This window comes from Sphingomonas sp. BL-S-29 (genome assembly GCF_055521495.1).
In genome coordinates this window covers 3,903,605-3,922,022 of record NZ_CM145482.1, presented here as the reverse complement: position 1 = coordinate 3,922,022, position 18,418 = coordinate 3,903,605, and the positions used below count along the sequence as shown (strand labels likewise).

Here is an 18,418-nt window from a genome sequence, read left to right as displayed (position 1 = left end):
GCCTTCGCAGTTGCAGCATTTGCAATCGCTTCATCGACGAATCGGCACGCTTCGCCGCCCGATCAGTGACATCTTGCTTCAATAACCAGTCCCGAACACCCGGGCGAAGATCGTATCGACATGCTTCAGGTGATAACCGAGGTCGAACTTGTCCTCGATCTCTGCGGGTGAGAGCGCTGCCGTCACCTCGGGATCGGCCTTGAGCAGATCGAGTAGCGACAGCGCGCCATCCGATTCCCACACCTTCATCGCGTTGCGCTGGACCAGGCGATAGGCGTCCTCGCGGCTCACCCCCGCCTGAGTCAGCGCCAGCAGCACGCGCTGCGAATGGACGAGCCCGCCCATCTTGTTGAGGTTCTTCTCCATCCGCGCCGGATAGACGACCAGCTTGTCCATCACCCCCGCCAGCCGCGCCAGCGCGAAGTCGAGCGTGATCGTCGCGTCGGGCCCGATATAGCGCTCGACCGACGAATGGCTGATGTCGCGCTCATGCCACAGCGCCACATTCTCCAGCGCCGGCGTCACAAAGCCGCGCACCATGCGGGCCAGGCCGGTCAGATTCTCCGTCAGCACCGGGTTGCGCTTGTGCGGCATCGCCGACGAGCCCTTCTGCCCCGGCGAGAAATATTCCTCGGCCTCCAGCACTTCGGTGCGCTGGAGATGACGGATCTCGATCGCGAGGCGTTCGATCGAGCTGGCGATCACGCCCAAGGTCGCGAAGAACATCGCGTGGCGGTCGCGCGGGATCACCTGGGTCGAGACGGGCTCGACGCTCAGCCCCAGCTTCTCGGCGACATAGCTTTCCACGAACGGGTCGATATTGGCGAAGGTGCCGACCGCGCCGGAGATGGCGCAGGTCGCCACATCGGCGCGCGCGGCGACGAGCCGGGCGCGGTTGCGGTCGAACTCGGCATAAGCCTGGGCGAGCTTGAGGCCGAACGTCACCGGCTCGGCATGGATGCCGTGGCTGCGCCCGATCGTCGGGGTCATCTTGTGCTCGATCGCGCGGCGCTTCAGCACCACCAGCAGCGCGTCGATATCGGCGATCAATATGTCGCTCGCGCGCGCCAGCTGCACTGCGAGGCAGGTGTCGAGCACGTCGGACGAGGTCATGCCCTGATGCATGAAGCGCGCCTCGGGCCCGACATGCTCGGCGACGTTGGTCAGGAAGGCGATCACGTCATGCTTGGTCTCACGCTCGATCTCGTCGATCCGGTCTACCTCGAACGCGCCCTTCTCCCAGATCGCCTTCGCGGCTTCCTTGGGGACTACGCCCAATTCGGCGAGCGCGTCCGTCGCGTGCGCTTCGATCTCGAACCAGATGCGGAATCGAGCTTCGGGCGTCCAGATGGCGACCATGTCGGGGCGTGAGTAGCGTGGCACCATGGCAACGGTTCCTGAAATTCCGGTTTCTGTTCGTCGCGAATCCTGAACGGACTCGCGATGAGCCGCGCGTTAGCAGGGACGAGGCGAAGCTTCAAATCGAGAAAAAATGAACTATCTCGGTGGCTGAGGGGTTTTATCTTCAAGTCTTGGTCAACGGGAAATTGACCGGCTTATGTATCTTGAAGTAACACCAACGGAGAGAGCACATGTTAAAATATATTCTTCTTGCCAGCGCTATGACGATTTCTGTCCCTGTTCTGGCACAGGATAAGCCTGCCGACACCCAGACGGCGCCGACTACTCAAGCTGCGCCGGTGCAGACTACGCCTGAGGCGACTCCGGCCGCGCCCGATGCTGCGGCACCCGAGACGGCCTCGCCCGTCGACCAGGCGATGAGCCCGGTTGCGCCGGTGACGGACCAGATCGCGCAGACCACGCCGCAACAGACCCCGGTCGATCCGGCGGCGGCGCCCGCTCAGACCGCCCAGGCTACGCCGGCCCCTGCTGAACCTGCCGCGGCGCCGGTCCAGACCGCGTCCCAGCCGGCCACCAGCGCCGCCCAGATCGCGCAGGTCGTGAGCACCGAGTTCCCGACCTACGACAAGGACTCGAACGGGTCGCTCAACGAGACCGAGTTCAGTTCGTGGATGGTCGCGCTGAAGACGGCGAGCGATCCGACGACCAAGGCGGAGAGCGCTGCGACCAAGACCTGGGTCAACCAGGCCTTTGCCAGCGCCGACACCGACAAGAGCAAGTCGCTGTCGAAAACCGAGCTCACCGGGTTCCTGACCAAGGGCTCGTAAAGCTACCTAGCGGGACGCGCAGTCCCTCCGGGGCGGCCGTCGGACCTTCGGGCCCGGCGGCCGTTCGCCGTTTAGGCCGATCATCCCCACCACGGCTCGCCCGGCGCAAGGTTCGCGCGCAGATACGCCTCGTCCATATCGAGCCCGAGCCCAGGCTCGTGCGACACCGCCATGTGCCCGCCCTTAATGACCAGCGGGTTCGCCTTCGCCCATTTGAAATCGACCGCGCGGCGCGAGCATTCGATCCGCGGGCAGTTGAACAAGGCCGCTGCCAATTGCTGCGACGCCATGTTGAGCAGCAGCCCGCTGACATTGTGCAGCGCGACCGGGATGCGGTAGCGCGCCGCCATCTCCGCGATCATCCTCGTACCGGTGATGCCGCCCGAATTGATGATGTCGGGCTGGAAGATGTCGACGGCCTGATTCTCCAGGAACGGCACGGCAAATTCCGCCAGCTCCATATTCTCGCCGGTCATGATCGGCACCTTGGTCGCGCGGCGCAGCGCGTTCCACCCTTCCGACCAGGCCGGGGCGAGCGGATCCTCGAAATAGAGCGGACGGATCGGCTCCACCGCCCGCGCGATGCCGATGGCGCTCGGCACGTCGAACTCGCAATGGCAATGGACCAGGATGTCGATGTCGTCGCCGAACGCCTCGCGCGCCAACGCATAGGCGCGCTCCATCCTGCGGAAATCCTGCGGGCCCAGCGACGGCGTATATTGCTGCATCGGCACGCCGAGCACGTGATGCGTGTCGACCTTGTACGCCTGGAACCCCCATGGGTCGGCCGCGAGTTGCTGCACCCGGTCGCGCCATTCTGCCTTGTCGAGATAATTGCCGCCCGGGTAGTGCGAATAAAGATCGATCTCCTCGCGGAAATTGCCACCGAGCAGCTTCGATACGGGCTGGTTCAGGATCTTGCCCGCCAGGTCCCACAAGGCCATGTCGATGCCGCTCAGCACGCGGATCGCCCGACCGCGCTGCTCATAGGCATAGAACATGTTGTGGAAATGGACCTGGATGGCCAGCGGGTCCTTGCCGATCAGCCCGAGATGCGGAAGGCGGCCCCCGCCATTATAGGCCGCGATCACTGACCGCGCCGTCGGCCCGTCCGCGCCGCACTCGCCATAGCCGCTGATCCCGGCATCGGTCTCGATCCTGATGAGGGTCTGCCCCTCCTTCAGCCGCATCGCCTTGATCGCGGTGATCTTCACCAGCCCGCGTGCAGGCGCCGCAAGGGCGTCGAGCGTCCCGAACAGCGGCGCAAGGGCGACAGCGCCGAGCGCTTTCAGGAGATCGCGACGGCGCATGGCATGTGGCCCATGATTTCAGATAGGCAAGGCTATCCGGGCAGGAATCGCGACGTCAATCGACCGCCCCTTGGCGTTCCTCAAAAGCTGAGAGGGAAGCAGAGAGCGACCCGTTCCACCGTCATGCCGGACTTGTTCCGGCATCCATGTTTCCTCGTACGCACCCGGCGTTGCGTTTTCCGGAACGATGGACCCCGGGGACAAGCCCGGGGTGACGGGAGTGAGGGGGTGACGCCGGTCGACTTTGTCCCTTCGCCCTACATCAACCCCAGCGCCCGCAGGCTGGAATGACCGCTCGTGCCCATGATGATATGGTCGTGCACGGTAATGCCCATGCGCTTCCCGCCCTCCACCATGTTGCGCGTGATCTCGATATCGGCCCGGCTCGGCGTAGGATCGCCGCTTGGATGGTTGTGGACCAGGATGAGCGCCGCCGATCCCAGGTCCATCGCCCGCTTGATCACTTCGCGGACATAGACCGCCGCCTCGTCGATCGACCCCTCGCTCATCAGCTCGTCGCGGATCAGCATGTTCCTGGTGTTGAGGTGAAGCACCCGCACCCGCTCATGGATATGGTGGGCCATGTCGGCGCGAAGATAATCGAGCAGCGCCTGCCAGTTGGACAGCACTGGCCGCGCCGCCACCTCGGCGCGCAGCAGGCGAAGCGCGATGGCATGCGCGACCTTGACCGCCGCGACCGACGTTTCGCCCATGCCCTTCACGCGCCCGAGCGCTTCATGGTCGGCCGTCAGCAGCCCACCCATCCCGCCGAATTCGGCGAGCAAGGCCTTGGCCAGCGGCTTGGTGTCGCGCCGTGGGATCGCCAGCGCGAGCAGATATTCGATCAGCTCATGATCGAGCAGCGCGTCCGATCCGCCCTCGCTCAGCCGCTGGCGCAGGCGGGCACGGTGGCCGCTATTGTCATTGTCGGGAACGCTCATCCTTTGTCCGAGACTAGGGGCAGCGATGGGCACGCGCAATTGCGCATCCCGCGACGCCTGTTACGTGTTCCCTTATAGTCGGGCTGCAACCGTGGTTCCGGCGTCCTGCACGGCCTGCGAGCGAAAATCCCATGAAGCGAGTATTCGATACCGGTCGGTTCAGGTCCGTGGAATGAACCTCGCGATTGATCGGCATTCCGTATCGGAAGATTCTCCGACGCAGCTTCCCGACCGGGACCGGCGCTGGTGGGAGAGTCGCGCAGCCGCGACCTTCGCCATTTTGCTCACGGCATTGCCGTTGCTGACGCCGGCCATCCCGCCTTTGACCGACCTGCCCGGCCATATCGGTCGTTTCCGGATCATGGCGGAGGCTGGGTCATTGCCGCTTGCGCAGCATTATGCGGTTCATTGGGCCCTGGTCGGCAATCTCGGCGTGGACGGAATAGTGCTCGCTTTGGCGCCCGTCATGGGGCTTGAGCCAGCGACGAAGCTAGTCGTGCTGACCATCCCGATGCTGATGGTCGCCGCGATGCTGTGGCTTGTTCGGGAGGTACATGGCAGGCCGCCGCCGACGGCCGCCTTTGCGTTCCCGCTCGCTTATGCCTTTCCGTTCCAGTCGGGCTTTGTGAACTTCTCGCTCGCGTCAGCGCTGGCGCTGGCTGGTCTCGCCCTCTGGATCAGGCTGGCGCACAAGGCGCGGCCTTGGACGCGGATCGTCCTGTTCGTGCCTATTTCCGCGCTGGTCTGGGTCAGCCATTCCTTTGGTTGGGCAATGCTGGGCTTGTTCGCGTTCGGGGCGGAATGGGCGTTGCGACGGCGCGCGGGCCTCAACCCATGGCGTGCGGGTGTCCATGCGGCGTTGATGTGTGTTCCGATGGCGCTGCCTGTGCTGTTGACGGTTGCGGCTGGCGAAAACCGGCTGACCGGGGCGACCGGCGACTGGTTCGATTGGCCGTTGAAGCTGTTCTGGGCAATGTCGCTGCTTCGCGAACGGTGGCAGCTATACGATATTCTCGGCGCCGGTTTGCTATATCTCCTCCTGGCGCTTGCCCTTCGCTCGCGCGCTCTGTCCTTCTCGCCGGTGTTGGCGGCGCCCGCCCTGCTTGGCGGAGTCGCCTTCATTCTGTTGCCCGCTTTCTATGCAGGGGCATCCTGCGTCGATATGCGCGTGCTGCCCGCCACCGTGGCGGTGGCCGTCCTCGCGATCAGGATAGGCCCAAGGGCAGACCGGCTTGCGGGCCGGCTGGCGCTCGCGGCGGCGGCGTTCTTTCTGGTGAGGACCGCCACCTCGACGATCGCGCTCGATCTTTTCGCCCAGCGCCAGGAAGAGGCGTTGCGCGCGGTGCCGTTGTTTCCGGAAGGGGCGGCGGTGCTGGTGCTGGTCGACGAGCCGGCGGCGGACAATTGGAACAATCCGCGACTGAGCCATATTGCCGGGATCGCGATTGCGCGCCGACGCGTCTTCACCAACGAACAATGGTCGCTGGCGGGGCAACAACTTGTCCGTCCCCTGCACCCGGCCGCGGCCCCTTATGATCGGGATCCGTCTCAGCTCGTCTATCCGCCGACGGTGCCGGGGAGCCCTGGCCTGGGTCGTGCGATCCGCGATTTCGATCGAGGGACGTTTGGCTATGTCTGGACGATCGGCTTTCCGGTCGGACGGGTTCAGGCCGCCGATCTGGCACCGGTCTGGTCGGACGGCCGCTCCGCCGTCTACAGGGTCGTTTCGAGCGGACACCGGTAGCGCCGTCGGGGGTAGGATACGGTCGGGCACGGCTGCCATTTTCCCTTTCGGGAACGCTCATCGGGGTTCGGGAATTGGAGACCGGGTGGCCACGCGCAATTGCACGTGCCTGGGCGTGCCCTATGCTGAAGAGCGCGTGCCCTTGTGCCGCAACCGGGAGTGGCGAGCTGAGTCTGGACGAAGCGATCGAGGATAAGCCCCGCTGGCGGCGGGTGCGCCGGGTCGTGCTCGTCGTGGCGCTGGTCCTGCTCGCCGGGCTGGTCGCGCTCTGGACTCAGCGCAAGCCGATTGCGTCAAGCTATATCGACAAGGCGCTCACGGGCTATGGCGTGCCTGCGCGCTACAAGATCGCCGATCTCGGCCTCAACCGCCAGCGCCTGACCAACGTATCGATCGGGGATCCGGCGCATCCCGATCTCGTCGCTGACTGGATCGAGCTGCGCACCAGCATCGGCCTGTCCGGCGCCACCGTCACCGCGATCCGTGCGGGCCATGTCCGGATGAACGCGCGGCTGATCGACGGCAAGCTGTCGCTCGGCGCGCTCGACAAGCTGATGCCAGCGCCTTCGGGCAAGCCTTTCGCGCTGCCCGCGCTCTTTGCCGATGTGCAGGATGCACGGATCAGGCTGGTCGCGCCGCAGGGCGTGATCGGCATCAAGCTGAGCGGGCAGGGCAAGCTGAATGACGGTTTTGCCGGTCAGGTCGCGGCCATCACCGAACGGCTCGATCTCGGCGGCTGCGTCAGCGGCCCCGCGACGGCGGTGCTGGCGGTGCGTATCGCCTCGGCGCGCCCGACCTTGCGCGGGCCGGTCCATGCCGGGAAGCTCGATTGCGCGGGTGCCGTGCTGAGCGATGCCGGCGCCGACATCTCGGTGACGCTGGAGCAGGCGCTGGACGGCTGGCGCGGGGACGCGAAGCTCTCTGTGGCGAAGATTCGCCATCCGTCCGCCGAGCTCCACACCCTCACCGGCACGATCGATTTCGCCGGCAAGGCGGACGGCACGGCCGGCAAGCTCGACCTTGTGTCGGGCATTGCCGCGTCTCGGGGTATTGCCGCCGATTCGACCACGCTCACCGGGACCTACCGGTTCGGCACGGCGGGCATCGCGTTCGAGGGCAAGGCCGGTGCCCGCCATGCCCTGTTGGGCAAGCTGATGCGGGCCCGGCTGGCCACCTATCGCGACAAGGGCGCGGGCACGCCAGTGGGGCCGCTGGTCCACAAGGCAGTCGACGCCGCGGTGGCCGCCGCGCAATCCGCCGATCTCGACGCCGATATCGCCGTTTCGCTCGACGGCGGACGCGGCCAGGCCAGGGTCTCGCGTCTCCAGCTTGCAAGTGCCTCCGGCGCCTGGGCGACGATCGCCGGTGGAGAAGGAATTGGCTATGCCTGGCCGGGTGGGGGCGTACGGTTCGACGGCTCGGTCGATCTGGGCGGCGGGAACCTCCCGACCGCCACGATCCGCGTCGCGCAGGCGGTGGCGGGCGGGCCAGTGAGCGGCACCGCGACCATGCAGCCCTATGCTGCCGGCAATGCCCGCCTCGCGCTGACGCCGGTCAGCTTCGCCGCGACGCCAAGCGGCACGACCCGTATCGCGACGCGCGTCACTCTGTCGGGGCCGCTCGCCGACGGGCGCATCGACAATCTCGTCCTGCCGGTGAACGGCCTGTGGGACGGGCGCGACCGGCTCCAGATCAATCGCACCTGCGCGCCGCTGTCGGTCGGTGCGCTTGCCCTGTCGAGTTTCAGGCTGGGGCAGACATCCGCGACTTTATGCCCGGTCGACGGCGCAATGTTGCGTCTCGACGGCGGTCGCATCGGCGGCGGTGTCCAGTCCGGCGCGCTGCGCTTGTCGGGCGCGATCGGCAGTTCGCCGCTTACGCTGTCCGCCGCCAGCCTCCTGCTCCGGCTGCACGATACCCGCGCCGATCTTCGCCATGTCGATGTCCGGATCGGCGCGCCCGACCGCGTCACCCAACTCTCCTTCGCGCGAGTCGAGGGCGGCTTGTCCGGGGGCACCATGGCCGGCACGATCGAGGGCGGTTCGGGGCGCATCGCCAATGTGCCGCTGCTGATGTCGGAAGCGCAGGGGCGCTGGACCTTCGCCAAGGGCGTGCTCGACCTGACCGGCGGTACGCTCAAGGTTGCCGATGCCGATCCGCAGCCGCGCTTCGAGCCGCTCGCCGGCAGCGACGTGGCGCTCCGTCTCGCCGACAACCGGATCACCGCCACCGGTCGGCTGAGCACGCCCGAAAAACAGGTCTTCGTCAGCGGCGTCGCGATCGAGCATGATCTGTCGAACGGCAGCGGCCATGCCGACCTGACCGTGCCTGGCATCACCTTTGGCGAGGCGTTTCGGCCCGAACAGCTCACTTCGCTGACCAAAGGCGTGATTCAGAATGTGGTCGGTACCGTCTCGGGCGAAGGCCATATTCGCTGGAACCAGGCCGGGGTGACGAGTGACGGCGTGTTCCGCACCCCCGGCACCGATCTCGCCGCCGCCGTGGGACCGGTCACCGGCATCGCCGGCGAGATCCGCTTCACCGATCTGCTCAACCTGGAGAGCGCGCCGGGCCAGATCGCGACGATCAAGACGATCAATCCCGGCATCGCGGTCAATGACGGCACCATCCGCTACCGGCTGCTCGCCGGCACGCGAGTCCAGATCGAGGAAGGGCGCTGGCCCTTTGCCGGCGGGTCGCTGGTGCTCGAGCCGACCATGCTCGATTTCGGCCAGAGCATCGAGCGCCGCATGACCTTCACCGTCACCGGCATGGATGCCGGCCAGTTCCTCCAGCAGTTCGATTTCAAGAACCTCAATGCGACCGGCGTGTTCGACGGCACCTTGCCGATGGTCTTCGACGAGCAGGGTGGGCGGATCGAGCATGGCCGGCTGACGGTGCGCCCGGGCGGCGGCACGATCGCTTATGTCGGCGAGGTCAGCCAGAAGGATGTCGGTTTCTGGGGCAACCTCGCCTTCCAGGCGCTCAAATCGCTGCGCTATCGCAACCTCGAGCTGGTGATGAACGGTCCGCTCGCGGGCGAGATGATCACTGAGGTGCGCTTCGAAGGCGTCGGCCAGGGCGAGGGGGCGAAGCGCAACTTCATCCTCGACCGGCTGCAGAAGCTGCCGTTCATCTTCAACGTGCGGATCAAGGCACCCTTTCGCGGCCTGATCGATGCGACCGCATCCTTCTACGACCCGAAACGCCTGGTGCAGCGCAACCTGCCCGCCCTGCTCGAGGAGCAGCGCAAGCGCGGCAAGCCGCCCGAGGAGACTCCGCCCGCGATCCAGCCCATTCAGCCTGCCGAAAGCGAGAAACTGCGATGACCGAAACAGGATTGACGAAACGAGAGTGGAGACCGACGAGGTACGGGATGAAGAGAATGCTTTCGATCATGGCCTTGGGCGCCACCGCCGCAACCGCCGGTTGCGTCAACGTGACCGCGCCGGACAAGCCGATCGAGATCAACCTCAACATCAACGTGACTCAGGAAGTCGTCTATCGGCTCGACGGCGAGGCGAAGGCGTTGATCCAGCAGAATCCGGGAATTTTCTGATGAAGAAGATGATGAAGCTGATGACGATCGCGGTGACCCTTGGGGTCGCGGGCCTTGCCACGGCGGCCTATGCGCAGCGCGACCCCGCCTATCAGGCGGCGCGCGCGGCCGGCCAGGTGGGTGAGCAGCCCGACGGCTATCTCGGCATCGTCGGTGCCGGCACCCCGGACCTGCGCACTCTGGTCAACAGCATCAACATCCAGCGCAAGGCGAAATATACCGAGAGCGCCGCGTCGGGCGCGACGGTGGAGCAGATGGCGTTCGTCAGCGGCTGCAACCTGATCCTGAAGACCGCGCCGGGCGAGAAGTACAAGACGCCGGGCGGTATCTGGGCGACGCGCGGCGCCGGCCCGCCGGAACGCGATTCCCGCTGCGTCTGATCTCCGGCGTCGCCGATCAGTCTCCCGGACGCGCCCATTCCTTGTTGATGCCGAGCGCGGCCAGCGTGCAGACCGCGCCGGACAGCAGGTACACGCCCACTGACCACAGGCCGAACCGGCTCGCCAGGGTCAGCGCGACCAGCGGCGCGAAGCCGGCGCCGATCAGCCAGGCGAGATTGGCGGTGAGCGCCGCGCCGGTATAGCGGCGCTCGCGCGAGAAGCTGCCGTTTACCACGCCCGAGGACTGGCCGAAGGCAAGGCCGAGCAGCACGAACCCGCCCAGCATGTACAGCGTCTCGCCAAAGCCGCCCGCGTTGAGCAGTTGCGGGGCGAAGCCGCTATAGGCGCCGATCAGTACCGCGGAGACGCCCAGCACCGCGCGGCGCCCGACCCGGTCGGCGATGATGCCCGAGGCGAGCATCGACAACACGCCGACGCCCGCGCCGATCATCTCGATCAGCAGGAAGCGAACCGTGCCCTCGCCGGTGTAGAGCACGACCCAGGACAGGGGGAACACCGTCACCAGGTGGAACAGCGCGAAGCTCGCCAGCGGCGCGAAGGCGCCGAGCAGGACGGTGCGGCCTTCCGCGCGCAGCGTCTCGCCGATCGGCGCGGGCTGCAGTTCGCGGCTCTCGAACAGATGCTCGAAGTCCGGCGTGGCGACGATGCGCAGGCGGGCGAACAGCGCGACCACGTTGATCGCGAAGGCGACGAAGAAGGGATAACGCCAGCCCCAGCTCAGAAAGTCGGCAGTGGTCAGGGTCGCGAGGAAAAAGGCGAACAGGCCGGCCGCCACGATCAGGCCGAGCGGCGCGCCGAGCTGCGGGATCATCGCATACCAGCCGCGGCGATCCCGGGGCGCGTTGAGCGACAGCAGGGACGGCAGCCCGTCCCACGCGCCACCCAGGGCCGCGCCCTGGCCGAGCCGGAACAGCGCGAGCAGCCAGACCGCGACGATGCCGACGTCATTATAGCTGGGCAGGAAGGCGATCGACATGGTCGAGCCGCCGAGCAGGAACAGCGCGATCGTCAGCTTCACCCCGCGACCGTAGTTGCGGTCGATCGCCATGAAGATCAGCGAGCCGATCGGCCGGGCGATGAACGCCAGCGCGAAGAGCGCGAAGGAATACATTGTGCCGGTCAGCGCATCGACAAAGGGGAAGACCAGCGAGGGGAACACCAGGACCGAAGCGATGGCATAGACGAAGAAGTCGAAGAACTCGCTGGTGCGGCCGACGATCACGCCGATCGCGATCTCGCCGGGCGCGATCTTGCGTTCGCGTGCCGTGATCAGGCGCGCGTCGCGCTCGAGGGGCGTCGAGGTCGACGCAGCGATCGGTGCAGTCATGGCGCTTCGCTCCACAGCCTGATGGCAGGATTCCACTTTACAACACGCCTTGCACGATAAAAAGCTCTCGGGGGTATCGGACAAAATGTCCAATGTCGGCATCCAGACCTGTCGGGATAGGCGATGACCATGCGCGAACACCCAACGCCGGCGAGTCGACGACTCGTGCCAACGCTCATCCTGATGCCGCTCGTCGCGCTGGTTTCGGCCTGCGACCGTGCCGTGCTCAACCCCGCGGGCGACATCGCGCTGCAGCAGCGCGACATCATCTACATCTCGACGGCGTTGATGCTGGTCATCATCATCCCCGTGATCGCGCTGATCATCGTGTTCGCTTGGCGCTATCGCGCGTCCAACAAGGACGCGACCTATGATCCGCATTTCGACCACTCGACTTCGCTGGAGCTGGTCATCTGGTCGGCACCGCTGCTCATCATCATCTGCCTCGGCGCGCTGACCTGGTGGAGCACGCACCTGCTCGATCCGTTCCGGCCGCTCGACCGGGTGACAGTGGGCAGGCCGGTCGATCCGAAGGAAAAGCCGCTGGTCATCCAGGTCGTCTCGCTCGACTGGAAATGGCTGTTCATCTATCCGGAACAGGGCATCGCGACGGTCAACGAACTGGCGCTGCCGGTCGACCGCCAGGTGCGGTTCGACATGACCTCGACCAACATGATGAACACCTTCTACGCGCCGACCTTGGCCGGCATGATCTACACCATGCCGGGCATGCGCAGCACGCTCCACGCGGTACTCAACAAGCCGGGCAGCTATGAGGGCATGTCCGCCAATTACAGCGGCGCCGGCTTTTCCGACATGCGCTTCAAGCTTTACGGCGTCGACAAGGGTGGGTTCGACGCCTGGGTCGCGCGGGTGAAGGCGAGCGGCCGCACGCTCGATACCAGCGGCTTCCTTCTGCTGGAGCGCCCGAGCGAAAGGGTGCCGCCACTCTATTTCGGTGGCGTCGACGCGACTTTGTTCGACCGCATCTACAATCGCTGCGTCAAGCCGGGCACGCCGTGCATGAGCGACATGATGCGGCATGCCGGAAAGGGCGGCCACGCCGCGCCGCGCACTGACCAGGGCAAGGCCGAAGGCGCGCTGTTCAAGCAGGACGGCGAGAAGGACAGCGGCGAAAGCCTCACCCCGCCGCCCGGCGCGCAGGCCAGCCCCGCCCCGCATTCGCACCAGGAGCGTTAAATGTTCACCGAAAGCCTGGCGCGCACGATCTTTGGCCGCCTCACCCTCGAATCCTTCCCGCTCCACGAGCCGATCCTGCTCGTGACCTTCATCGCCGTCGTGCTGATCGGCGTCGGCATCCTGGCGGCGGTGACGAAATACCGCCTGTGGGGCTGGCTGTGGCGCGAATGGCTGACCAGCGTCGACCACAAGAAGATCGGGGTCATGTACATGATCCTCGGCATCATCATGCTGCTGCGCGGCTTCGCCGATGCACTGATGATGCGCGCGCAGCAGGCCGTCGCCTTCGGCGCCAACCAGGGCTATTTCCCCGCGCATCATTACGACCAGATCTTCTCCGCGCACGGGACGATCATGATCTTCTTCGTGGCGATCCCGCTGATCGTCGGCCTGGTCAATTTCGTCATGCCGCTGCAGATCGGCGCGCGCGACGTGTCCTTTCCCTTCCTCAACAATCTCAGCTTCTGGCTCACCGTCGCGGGCGCGCTGCTCGTCATGGTCTCGCTGTTCGTCGGCGAATTCTCGCGCGGCGGCTGGCTCAACTACGTGCCCGTGACCAACCTGCAGAACAGTCCCGATACGGGGCCGGATTATTATCTCTGGGCATTGCAGATAGCGGGCGTCGGCACGACTCTGTCCGCGATCAACATGGTCACCACCATCATCAAGATGCGCGCGCCGGGCATGACGATGATGAAGATGCCGGTGTTCTGCTGGACCGCTCTGTGCAGCAACGTGCTCGCCATCGCGATCTTCCCGGTGCTGACCGGCGCCTTCGCGCTGCTGATGCTCGATCGCTATGCCGGCACCAATTTCTTCACCAACGATCTCGGCGGCAACCCGATGATGTACTGGAACCTGGTGTGGATCTGGGGCCACCCCGAGGTGTACGTCCTGGTCCTGCCGGTGTTCGGCATCTATTCCGAAATCACCTCGACCTTCACCGGCAAGCGCCTCTTCGGCTATTCGTCGATGGTCTATGCCACGGTGGTGATCACCATCCTGAGCTATCTGGTGTGGCTCCACCACTTCTTCACCATGGGCTCGGGCGCCAGCGTCAACAGCTTCTTCGGCATCGCCACCATGGTGATCTCGATCCCGACCGGCGCGAAGATCTTCAACTGGCTCTTCACCATGTATCGCGGCCGGATCCGCTTCGAGCTGCCGATGATGTGGGTGGTCGCCTTCATGCTGACCTTCGTGGTCGGCGGCATGACCGGCGTGCTGCTCGCCGTGCCGCCCGCCGACTTCGTGCTGCACAACTCGTTGTTCCTGGTCGCGCACTTCCACAACGTCATCATCGGCGGCGTGGTGTTCGGCCTGTTCGCCGGCATGGAATATTGGTTCCCCAAGGCCTTCGGCTTCCGTCTCGACCGCTTCTGGGGCAAGGTGACCTTCTGGGGCTGGGTGATCGGCTATTGGGTCGCCTGGACGCCGATCTACATCGTCGGCCTGATGGGCACGACGCGCCGCGTGCGCCATTTCGACGATGCGAGCCTGCAGATCTGGTTCGTCATCGCCGCGATCGGCGCGGTCATCATCCTGATCGGCATCCTCGCCTTCGTCATCCAGATCGCGGTGAGCATCAAGAACCGCGACAAGCTGCGCGACTTCACGGGTGATCCCTGGGACGGCCGCACCCTGGAATGGTCGACCTCGTCGCCGCCACCGGCCTATAATTACGCCTTCACCCCGATCGCGCACGATCTCGACGCTTGGTACGACATGAAGGAACGCGGCGCGGAGCGCCCGGTGAGCGGTTTCCGCCCGATTCACATGCCGCGCAACACCGGGGCCGGGGTCATCCTGTCCGGCCTCGCGCTGGTGCTCGGCTTTGCGATGGTGTGGTATATCTGGTGGCTGGCCGCGGTCAGCCTGGTCGGCCTGTTCGTCGTCGCGATCGGCCATACCTTCAACTACAACCGCGATTATTACATCCCCGCCGATGAGGTCGCGCAAACCGAGGGCGAGCGCACCGCGCTGCTCGCGGCGGGAGCCTGATCATGAGCACGACGACGCTTGCCGATGCCGATGGCCGCACCCCGACCTTCTACCTGATCGAGGAAGACGGCCACGGCCATGACGGTGACCATGGCCATGAGCCTGCCGCGGGCAGCACGCTGCTGGGTTTCTGGATCTACCTGATGAGCGACGCGCTCATCTTCGCGACGCTGTTCGCGACCTATGGCGTGCTGAGCACCAGCTATGCCGGCGGGCCGACTCAGCGCGAGCTGTTCGAGCTGCCGCTGGTCGCGCTCAACACTGCGATCCTGCTCGTCTCGTCGATCACCTATGGCTTCGCGATGATCGCGATGCAGCAGGGCAAGCTCGGCGGCACCCGGCTGTGGCTGATCGTCACCGCGCTGCTCGGCGCGTCCTTTGTCGGCGTCGAGCTCTACGAGTTCGGCAATCTGATCGCCGAGGGCGCCACGCCGCAACGCAGCGCCTTCCTGTCGGCCTTCTTCACCCTGGTCTCGACTCACGGCCTGCATGTCAGCTTCGGCATCCTGTGGATCGGCGTGATGCTGTTCCAGCTCGGCCAGCGCGGCCTGCATCCGGAAAACCAGAAGCGGCTGATGTGCCTCAGCATGTTCTGGCACTTCCTCGACGTCGTCTGGATCGGCGTCTTCACTTTCGTCTATCTGCTCGGGGCCGTGCAATGAGTGCTGACGCTTCCCACGCGCACGGTTCGCGCCGTGCCTATCTGGTCGGCTTCCTGCTGTCGGTGGTGCTGACGGCCTTGCCCTTCTGGCTGGTGATGACCGGCGCGCTCGGCAATCCCCAGGCGACCGCGGCGGTGATCATCGTCGCCGCCTTCGCGCAGATCCTGGTGCACACCGTCTGCTTCCTCCACGTCAATCCGCGCGTCGAGGGCGGCTGGACCTTGATGGCCTATATCTTCACGGCCGTGCTGATCCTCATCTGCATCAGCGGGTCGCTGTGGATCATGCATCATCTCAACGCGAACATGATGCCGATGAACGGGCCGGAGATGAGCAACCAGCCCTGAGCCGCCTGCTCCTCCTCGGTCTCGCCCTGTTCGGGGCGATCGGTTTCGCGGCCCTCGGCATATGGCAGATCGAGCGGCGCAGCTGGAAGCTCGACCTGATCGCGCGCGTCGAGGCGCGCGTCCACGCGCCGCCCGCGGGCCTGCCACTGCCGGGCGAATGGGGCAGGGTGGCCGAGGGGACCGATGCCTATCGCCATGTCCGCGCGCGCGGCGTCTTCGACCACGGCGCCGAGGCGCTGGTGCAGGCAGTGACCGAACGCGGCGCCGGCTTCTGGGTGCTCACACCCTTGCGTACGGCGCAGGGCATCGTGCTGGTCAATCGCGGGTTCGTCCCGGAGAGCGTGCGCGATCCGTCCCGTCGCGCCGCCGGGCAGGTGCGGGGGCCGGTGACCGTCACGGGCCTGCTGCGCATGACCGAGCCGCACGGCGCTTTCCTGCGCAGCAATGATCCGGCGGGAAACCGCTGGTATTCGCGCGATGTGGCGGCGATCGCCGGGGCGCGGCACCTCGGGCCAGTCGCGCCCTTCTTCATCGATGCGGATGCCACCCTCAATCCCGGCGGCTATCCCGTTGGCGGGTTGACCGTCGTCCGGTTCCGCAACAGCCATCTCGTCTATGCGCTGACCTGGTTCGCCCTGGCCGGGCTGTGCATCGCGGCGATCCGTCTTTTGTTGCGCGGGCGTGAGGCCGCGTAATGGACACGCCGCTCCTCGCCCTGATGGTCGGGCGGTCCGCCATGCCGGGCGGCACCTCGCCCGAGAACGCCACCGCCGACAATATGCGCCAGCTCACTCAGCTGCGCTGGATCGCGGTGGCGGGCCAGACCGTGACCATCCTGGTCGTGCATTTCGGCTTCGGCGTGGTGCTCCCGCTCGGCTGGATGCTGGGCGCCGCGCTGGCGCTCGGGCTGGCGAATCTCGTCGCCTCGGTCGCGCTGCGGCGGCACCGCGTGCGCGACATCGAGATCATGCTGGCGCTGCTGCTCGACATGGGCACGCTCACCTTCCAGCTCTATCTCAGCGGGGGCGCGGCCAATCCCTTCATCTCGCTCTATCTGCTCCAGGTGGTGCTCGGCGCGATCCTGCTGACGCCCATGCTGGCGGCGGTCCTCGTCGTGGCGACCGGCCTGAGCTACGGGCTGCTGACCCTGCGCTTCGTACCGCTGGCGCTCCCCGGCGGGCTGATCGCCGAGAGCGCCGATCTGTTCGCGATCGGCCGCTGGATCAGCTTCGTCCTCGTCGCCGCGCTGCTCGTGCAGCTGATCACCCGGATCAGCCGGAACCTCCGGGCGCGCGAGGCCTATCTCGCCGACCTGCGCCACCGCGCCGCGGAAGAGGAGGGCATCGTGCGCATGGGCCTGTTTGCGTCGGGCGCCGCGCATGAACTGGGGACGCCGCTTGGCTCGTTGTCAGTCATCCTGGCCGACTGGCGCCGCATGCCGGCGATCGCGCGGAACCCGGCGCTTGCCGCCGAAGTGGCGGAGATGCAGGCGGAGGTGCAGCGCTGCAAGTCGATCGTCTCGGATATCCTCCATTCCGCCGGCCAGCCACGCAGCGAGCCGCTGGAGAGCATGGCGGCAGGCGCCTTCATCGCCCGCGTGGGCGATGCCTGGGCCGAGATCCATGCCGAGGTTCCCTTTGTGTGCGATCCGGCCACGGCGGGCGGCGCCGTGATCGTGGTCGAGCCCGCGCTGCGCCAGGCAGTATGGAACCTGCTCGACAATGCGGCCGAGGCATCGTCCCATGGCGTGGTGCTCGAAGCCGAGGCGGAGGGCGACATGCTCGCGATCGTGGTGCGCGATCACGGGCCGGGCTTCGCGCCGCGGGATCTGGCGACGGTGGGCAAGCTCTACCAGTCGACCAAGGGGGCAGGGCACGGGCTCGGCCTGTTCCTCGCCACCAATGTCGCGCGCCGCCTCGGTGGCCGGCTGGAGGCGCGTAACATCGCGGGCGGGGCGGAAGTGCGGCTCGTTCTTCCGATGATCTCGTCGGCACCCGCAGGAGGCTAGATGGACCAGGCCCGCACCCTCGTCATCGTGGAGGACGACGCCACCTTCGCCCGCACCCTGCAGCGATCCTTCGAGCGGCGCGGCTACCGCGTCAGTGTCGCGACCAGCCCCACCGAGCTCGACGCGCTGCTCGAGACCGAACGTCCGGGATACGCGGTGGTCGACCTCAAGCTCGGCACCGCATCGGGCCTGCCCTGCGTCGCCCGGCTGCACGCGCATGATCCGGCGATGCTGATCGTCGTGCTGACCGGCTTCGCCAGCATCGCGACCGCGGTGGAGGCGATCAAGCTGGGCGCCTGCCATTATCTGGTGAAGCCGTCGAACACCGACGATATCGAGGCCGCGTTCGCCAGGGGGGATGGGGACGCGGAGGCGCCGCTCACCAACCGCCCGACCTCGATCAAGACGCTCGAATGGGAACGGATCAACGAGATGCTCGCCGAAACCGGGTTCAACATCTCGGAGACCGCGCGCCGGCTCGGCATGCATCGGCGGACGCTGGCGCGCAAGCTGGAGAAGCGGCCGATCCGGTGACCGTGATTCGGCTTTGTGCAAGGTCCCGGAATGGCGGCCGGAACCTGCCCGTCAAAGGCACCGCAATGTCACCGTCGGGCAACGCCCGGTTAAGGTTGACTCAAGCCGACCCCTTTTCTAAACGGGCGCCGCAACGGGGGCTCGCCCCATGTTTTCCGTCGCCGTGCGCAAGCCCGGCGGCGTTTTCTTATCAGG

The 18,418-nt window shown here is 66.2% G+C and carries 16 protein-coding genes; 12 read left to right on the top strand and 4 right to left on the bottom strand.

All coding sequences use genetic code 11. The features are described from left to right. Positions 1-78: 78 nt before the first annotated feature. Positions 79-1,386, bottom strand: coding sequence for an adenylosuccinate lyase (gene purB, locus ACZ1I2_RS18520; RefSeq protein WP_465176263.1), 1,308 nt, complete (start codon positions 1,384-1,386; stop codon positions 79-81). Positions 1,387-1,700: 314 nt separating this feature from the next. Between purB and ACZ1I2_RS18515 the strand changes: the two genes are divergently transcribed. Further along, positions 1,701-2,189, top strand: a complete 489-nt coding sequence (locus ACZ1I2_RS18515) for an EF-hand domain-containing protein (RefSeq protein WP_465176264.1) — start codon at positions 1,701-1,703, stop codon at positions 2,187-2,189. An 80-nt stretch (positions 2,190-2,269) separates the two neighbouring features. Here the strand turns inward: ACZ1I2_RS18515 and ACZ1I2_RS18510 are convergent, their stop codons facing one another. Together ACZ1I2_RS18510 and radC are read right to left on the bottom strand one after the other, a co-directional pair. Further along, positions 2,270-3,499 carry a mandelate racemase/muconate lactonizing enzyme family protein gene (locus ACZ1I2_RS18510; protein WP_465176265.1) on the bottom strand — a complete coding sequence of 410 codons (1,230 nt, stop codon included), beginning with the start codon at positions 3,497-3,499 and terminating at the stop codon, positions 2,270-2,272. A 257-nt stretch (positions 3,500-3,756) separates the two neighbouring features. Then, positions 3,757-4,440 carry a RadC family protein gene (gene radC, locus ACZ1I2_RS18505; RefSeq protein WP_465172717.1) on the bottom strand — a complete coding sequence of 228 codons (684 nt, stop codon included), beginning with the start codon at positions 4,438-4,440 and terminating at the stop codon, positions 3,757-3,759. A 172-nt stretch (positions 4,441-4,612) separates the two neighbouring features. On the opposite strand from radC, the gene ACZ1I2_RS18500 reads away from it, so the two are divergent. From ACZ1I2_RS18500 to ACZ1I2_RS18485, 4 genes are all read left to right on the top strand, one after another. Next, the gene (locus ACZ1I2_RS18500; protein WP_465176266.1) at positions 4,613-6,184 is read left to right on the top strand and encodes a hypothetical protein; all 1,572 of its coding nucleotides are present in this window, start codon (positions 4,613-4,615) and stop codon (positions 6,182-6,184) included. 122 nt (positions 6,185-6,306) lie between these two features. Next, positions 6,307-9,513, top strand: coding sequence for an intermembrane phospholipid transport YdbH family protein (locus ACZ1I2_RS18495; RefSeq protein ID WP_465176267.1), 3,207 nt, complete (start codon positions 6,307-6,309; stop codon positions 9,511-9,513). Positions 9,514-9,560: 47 nt separating this feature from the next. Beyond that, positions 9,561-9,743 carry a YnbE family lipoprotein gene (locus tag ACZ1I2_RS18490; protein WP_465176268.1) on the top strand — a complete coding sequence of 61 codons (183 nt, stop codon included), beginning with the start codon at positions 9,561-9,563 and terminating at the stop codon, positions 9,741-9,743. A gap of 8 nt (positions 9,744-9,751) precedes the next feature. Further along, positions 9,752-10,123, top strand: a complete 372-nt coding sequence (locus ACZ1I2_RS18485; RefSeq protein ID WP_465177110.1) for a YdbL family probable chaperone protein — start codon at positions 9,752-9,754, stop codon at positions 10,121-10,123. Between the two features lie 16 nt (positions 10,124-10,139). Here ACZ1I2_RS18485 and ACZ1I2_RS18480 read toward each other — a convergent pair whose 3' ends face one another. Then, positions 10,140-11,471 carry an MFS transporter gene (locus tag ACZ1I2_RS18480; protein ID WP_465176269.1) on the bottom strand — a complete coding sequence of 444 codons (1,332 nt, stop codon included), beginning with the start codon at positions 11,469-11,471 and terminating at the stop codon, positions 10,140-10,142. Positions 11,472-11,654: 183 nt separating this feature from the next. On the opposite strand from ACZ1I2_RS18480, the gene cyoA reads away from it, so the two are divergent. From cyoA to ACZ1I2_RS18445, 7 genes are read left to right on the top strand one after another with little or no spacing between them, the layout of a single operon-like run. Beyond that, positions 11,655-12,671 carry a ubiquinol oxidase subunit II gene (gene cyoA, locus ACZ1I2_RS18475; RefSeq protein WP_465177111.1) on the top strand — a complete coding sequence of 339 codons (1,017 nt, stop codon included), beginning with the start codon at positions 11,655-11,657 and terminating at the stop codon, positions 12,669-12,671. Further along, a complete protein-coding gene (gene cyoB, locus ACZ1I2_RS18470) occupies positions 12,672-14,672 on the top strand; it encodes a cytochrome o ubiquinol oxidase subunit I (RefSeq protein WP_465176270.1) in 2,001 nt (666 codons plus the stop codon). Positions 14,673-14,674: 2 nt separating this feature from the next. Further along, positions 14,675-15,334 carry a cytochrome o ubiquinol oxidase subunit III gene (gene cyoC, locus ACZ1I2_RS18465; protein ID WP_465172723.1) on the top strand — a complete coding sequence of 220 codons (660 nt, stop codon included), beginning with the start codon at positions 14,675-14,677 and terminating at the stop codon, positions 15,332-15,334. Further along, a complete protein-coding gene (cyoD, locus tag ACZ1I2_RS18460) occupies positions 15,331-15,681 on the top strand; it encodes a cytochrome o ubiquinol oxidase subunit IV (RefSeq protein ID WP_465172724.1) in 351 nt (116 codons plus the stop codon). The genes cyoC and cyoD overlap by 4 nt, the downstream gene beginning before the upstream one ends. Beyond that, positions 15,678-16,376, top strand: coding sequence for an SURF1 family protein (locus tag ACZ1I2_RS18455; protein ID WP_465177112.1), 699 nt, complete (start codon positions 15,678-15,680; stop codon positions 16,374-16,376). Before cyoD ends, ACZ1I2_RS18455 begins: the two co-directional genes overlap by 4 nt. After that, on the top strand, positions 16,376-17,689 hold the full coding sequence (locus ACZ1I2_RS18450; protein ID WP_465176271.1) for an ATP-binding protein: 1,314 nt from the start codon (positions 16,376-16,378) through the stop codon (positions 17,687-17,689). Before ACZ1I2_RS18455 ends, ACZ1I2_RS18450 begins: the two co-directional genes overlap by 1 nt. Next, the gene (locus ACZ1I2_RS18445; RefSeq protein WP_465176272.1) at positions 17,690-18,223 is read left to right on the top strand and encodes a response regulator transcription factor; all 534 of its coding nucleotides are present in this window, start codon (positions 17,690-17,692) and stop codon (positions 18,221-18,223) included. Positions 18,224-18,418: the final 195 nt, after the last annotated feature.

What these genes read in the sequence shown, in the direction of transcription:
- purB (WP_465176263.1), bottom strand. Translation starts at nt 1,386, where the DNA reads ATGGTGCCACGCTACTCACGCCCCGACATGGTCGCCATCTGGACGCCC.
- ACZ1I2_RS18510 (WP_465176265.1), bottom strand. Translation starts at nt 3,499, where the DNA reads ATGCGCCGTCGCGATCTCCTGAAAGCGCTCGGCGCTGTCGCCCTTGCG.
- radC (WP_465172717.1), bottom strand. Translation starts at nt 4,440, where the DNA reads ATGAGCGTTCCCGACAATGACAATAGCGGCCACCGTGCCCGCCTGCGC.
- ACZ1I2_RS18500 (WP_465176266.1), top strand. Translation starts at nt 4,613, where the DNA reads ATGAACCTCGCGATTGATCGGCATTCCGTATCGGAAGATTCTCCGACG.
- ACZ1I2_RS18495 (WP_465176267.1), top strand. Translation starts at nt 6,307, where the DNA reads ATGCTGAAGAGCGCGTGCCCTTGTGCCGCAACCGGGAGTGGCGAGCTG.
- ACZ1I2_RS18490 (WP_465176268.1), top strand. Translation starts at nt 9,561, where the DNA reads ATGAAGAGAATGCTTTCGATCATGGCCTTGGGCGCCACCGCCGCAACC.
- ACZ1I2_RS18485 (WP_465177110.1), top strand. Translation starts at nt 9,752, where the DNA reads ATGATGAAGCTGATGACGATCGCGGTGACCCTTGGGGTCGCGGGCCTT.
- ACZ1I2_RS18480 (WP_465176269.1), bottom strand. Translation starts at nt 11,471, where the DNA reads ATGACTGCACCGATCGCTGCGTCGACCTCGACGCCCCTCGAGCGCGAC.
- cyoA (WP_465177111.1), top strand. Translation starts at nt 11,655, where the DNA reads ATGCCGCTCGTCGCGCTGGTTTCGGCCTGCGACCGTGCCGTGCTCAAC.
- cyoB (WP_465176270.1), top strand. Translation starts at nt 12,672, where the DNA reads ATGTTCACCGAAAGCCTGGCGCGCACGATCTTTGGCCGCCTCACCCTC.
- cyoC (WP_465172723.1), top strand. Translation starts at nt 14,675, where the DNA reads ATGAGCACGACGACGCTTGCCGATGCCGATGGCCGCACCCCGACCTTC.
- cyoD (WP_465172724.1), top strand. Translation starts at nt 15,331, where the DNA reads ATGAGTGCTGACGCTTCCCACGCGCACGGTTCGCGCCGTGCCTATCTG.
- ACZ1I2_RS18450 (WP_465176271.1), top strand. Translation starts at nt 16,376, where the DNA reads ATGGACACGCCGCTCCTCGCCCTGATGGTCGGGCGGTCCGCCATGCCG.
- ACZ1I2_RS18445 (WP_465176272.1), top strand. Translation starts at nt 17,690, where the DNA reads ATGGACCAGGCCCGCACCCTCGTCATCGTGGAGGACGACGCCACCTTC.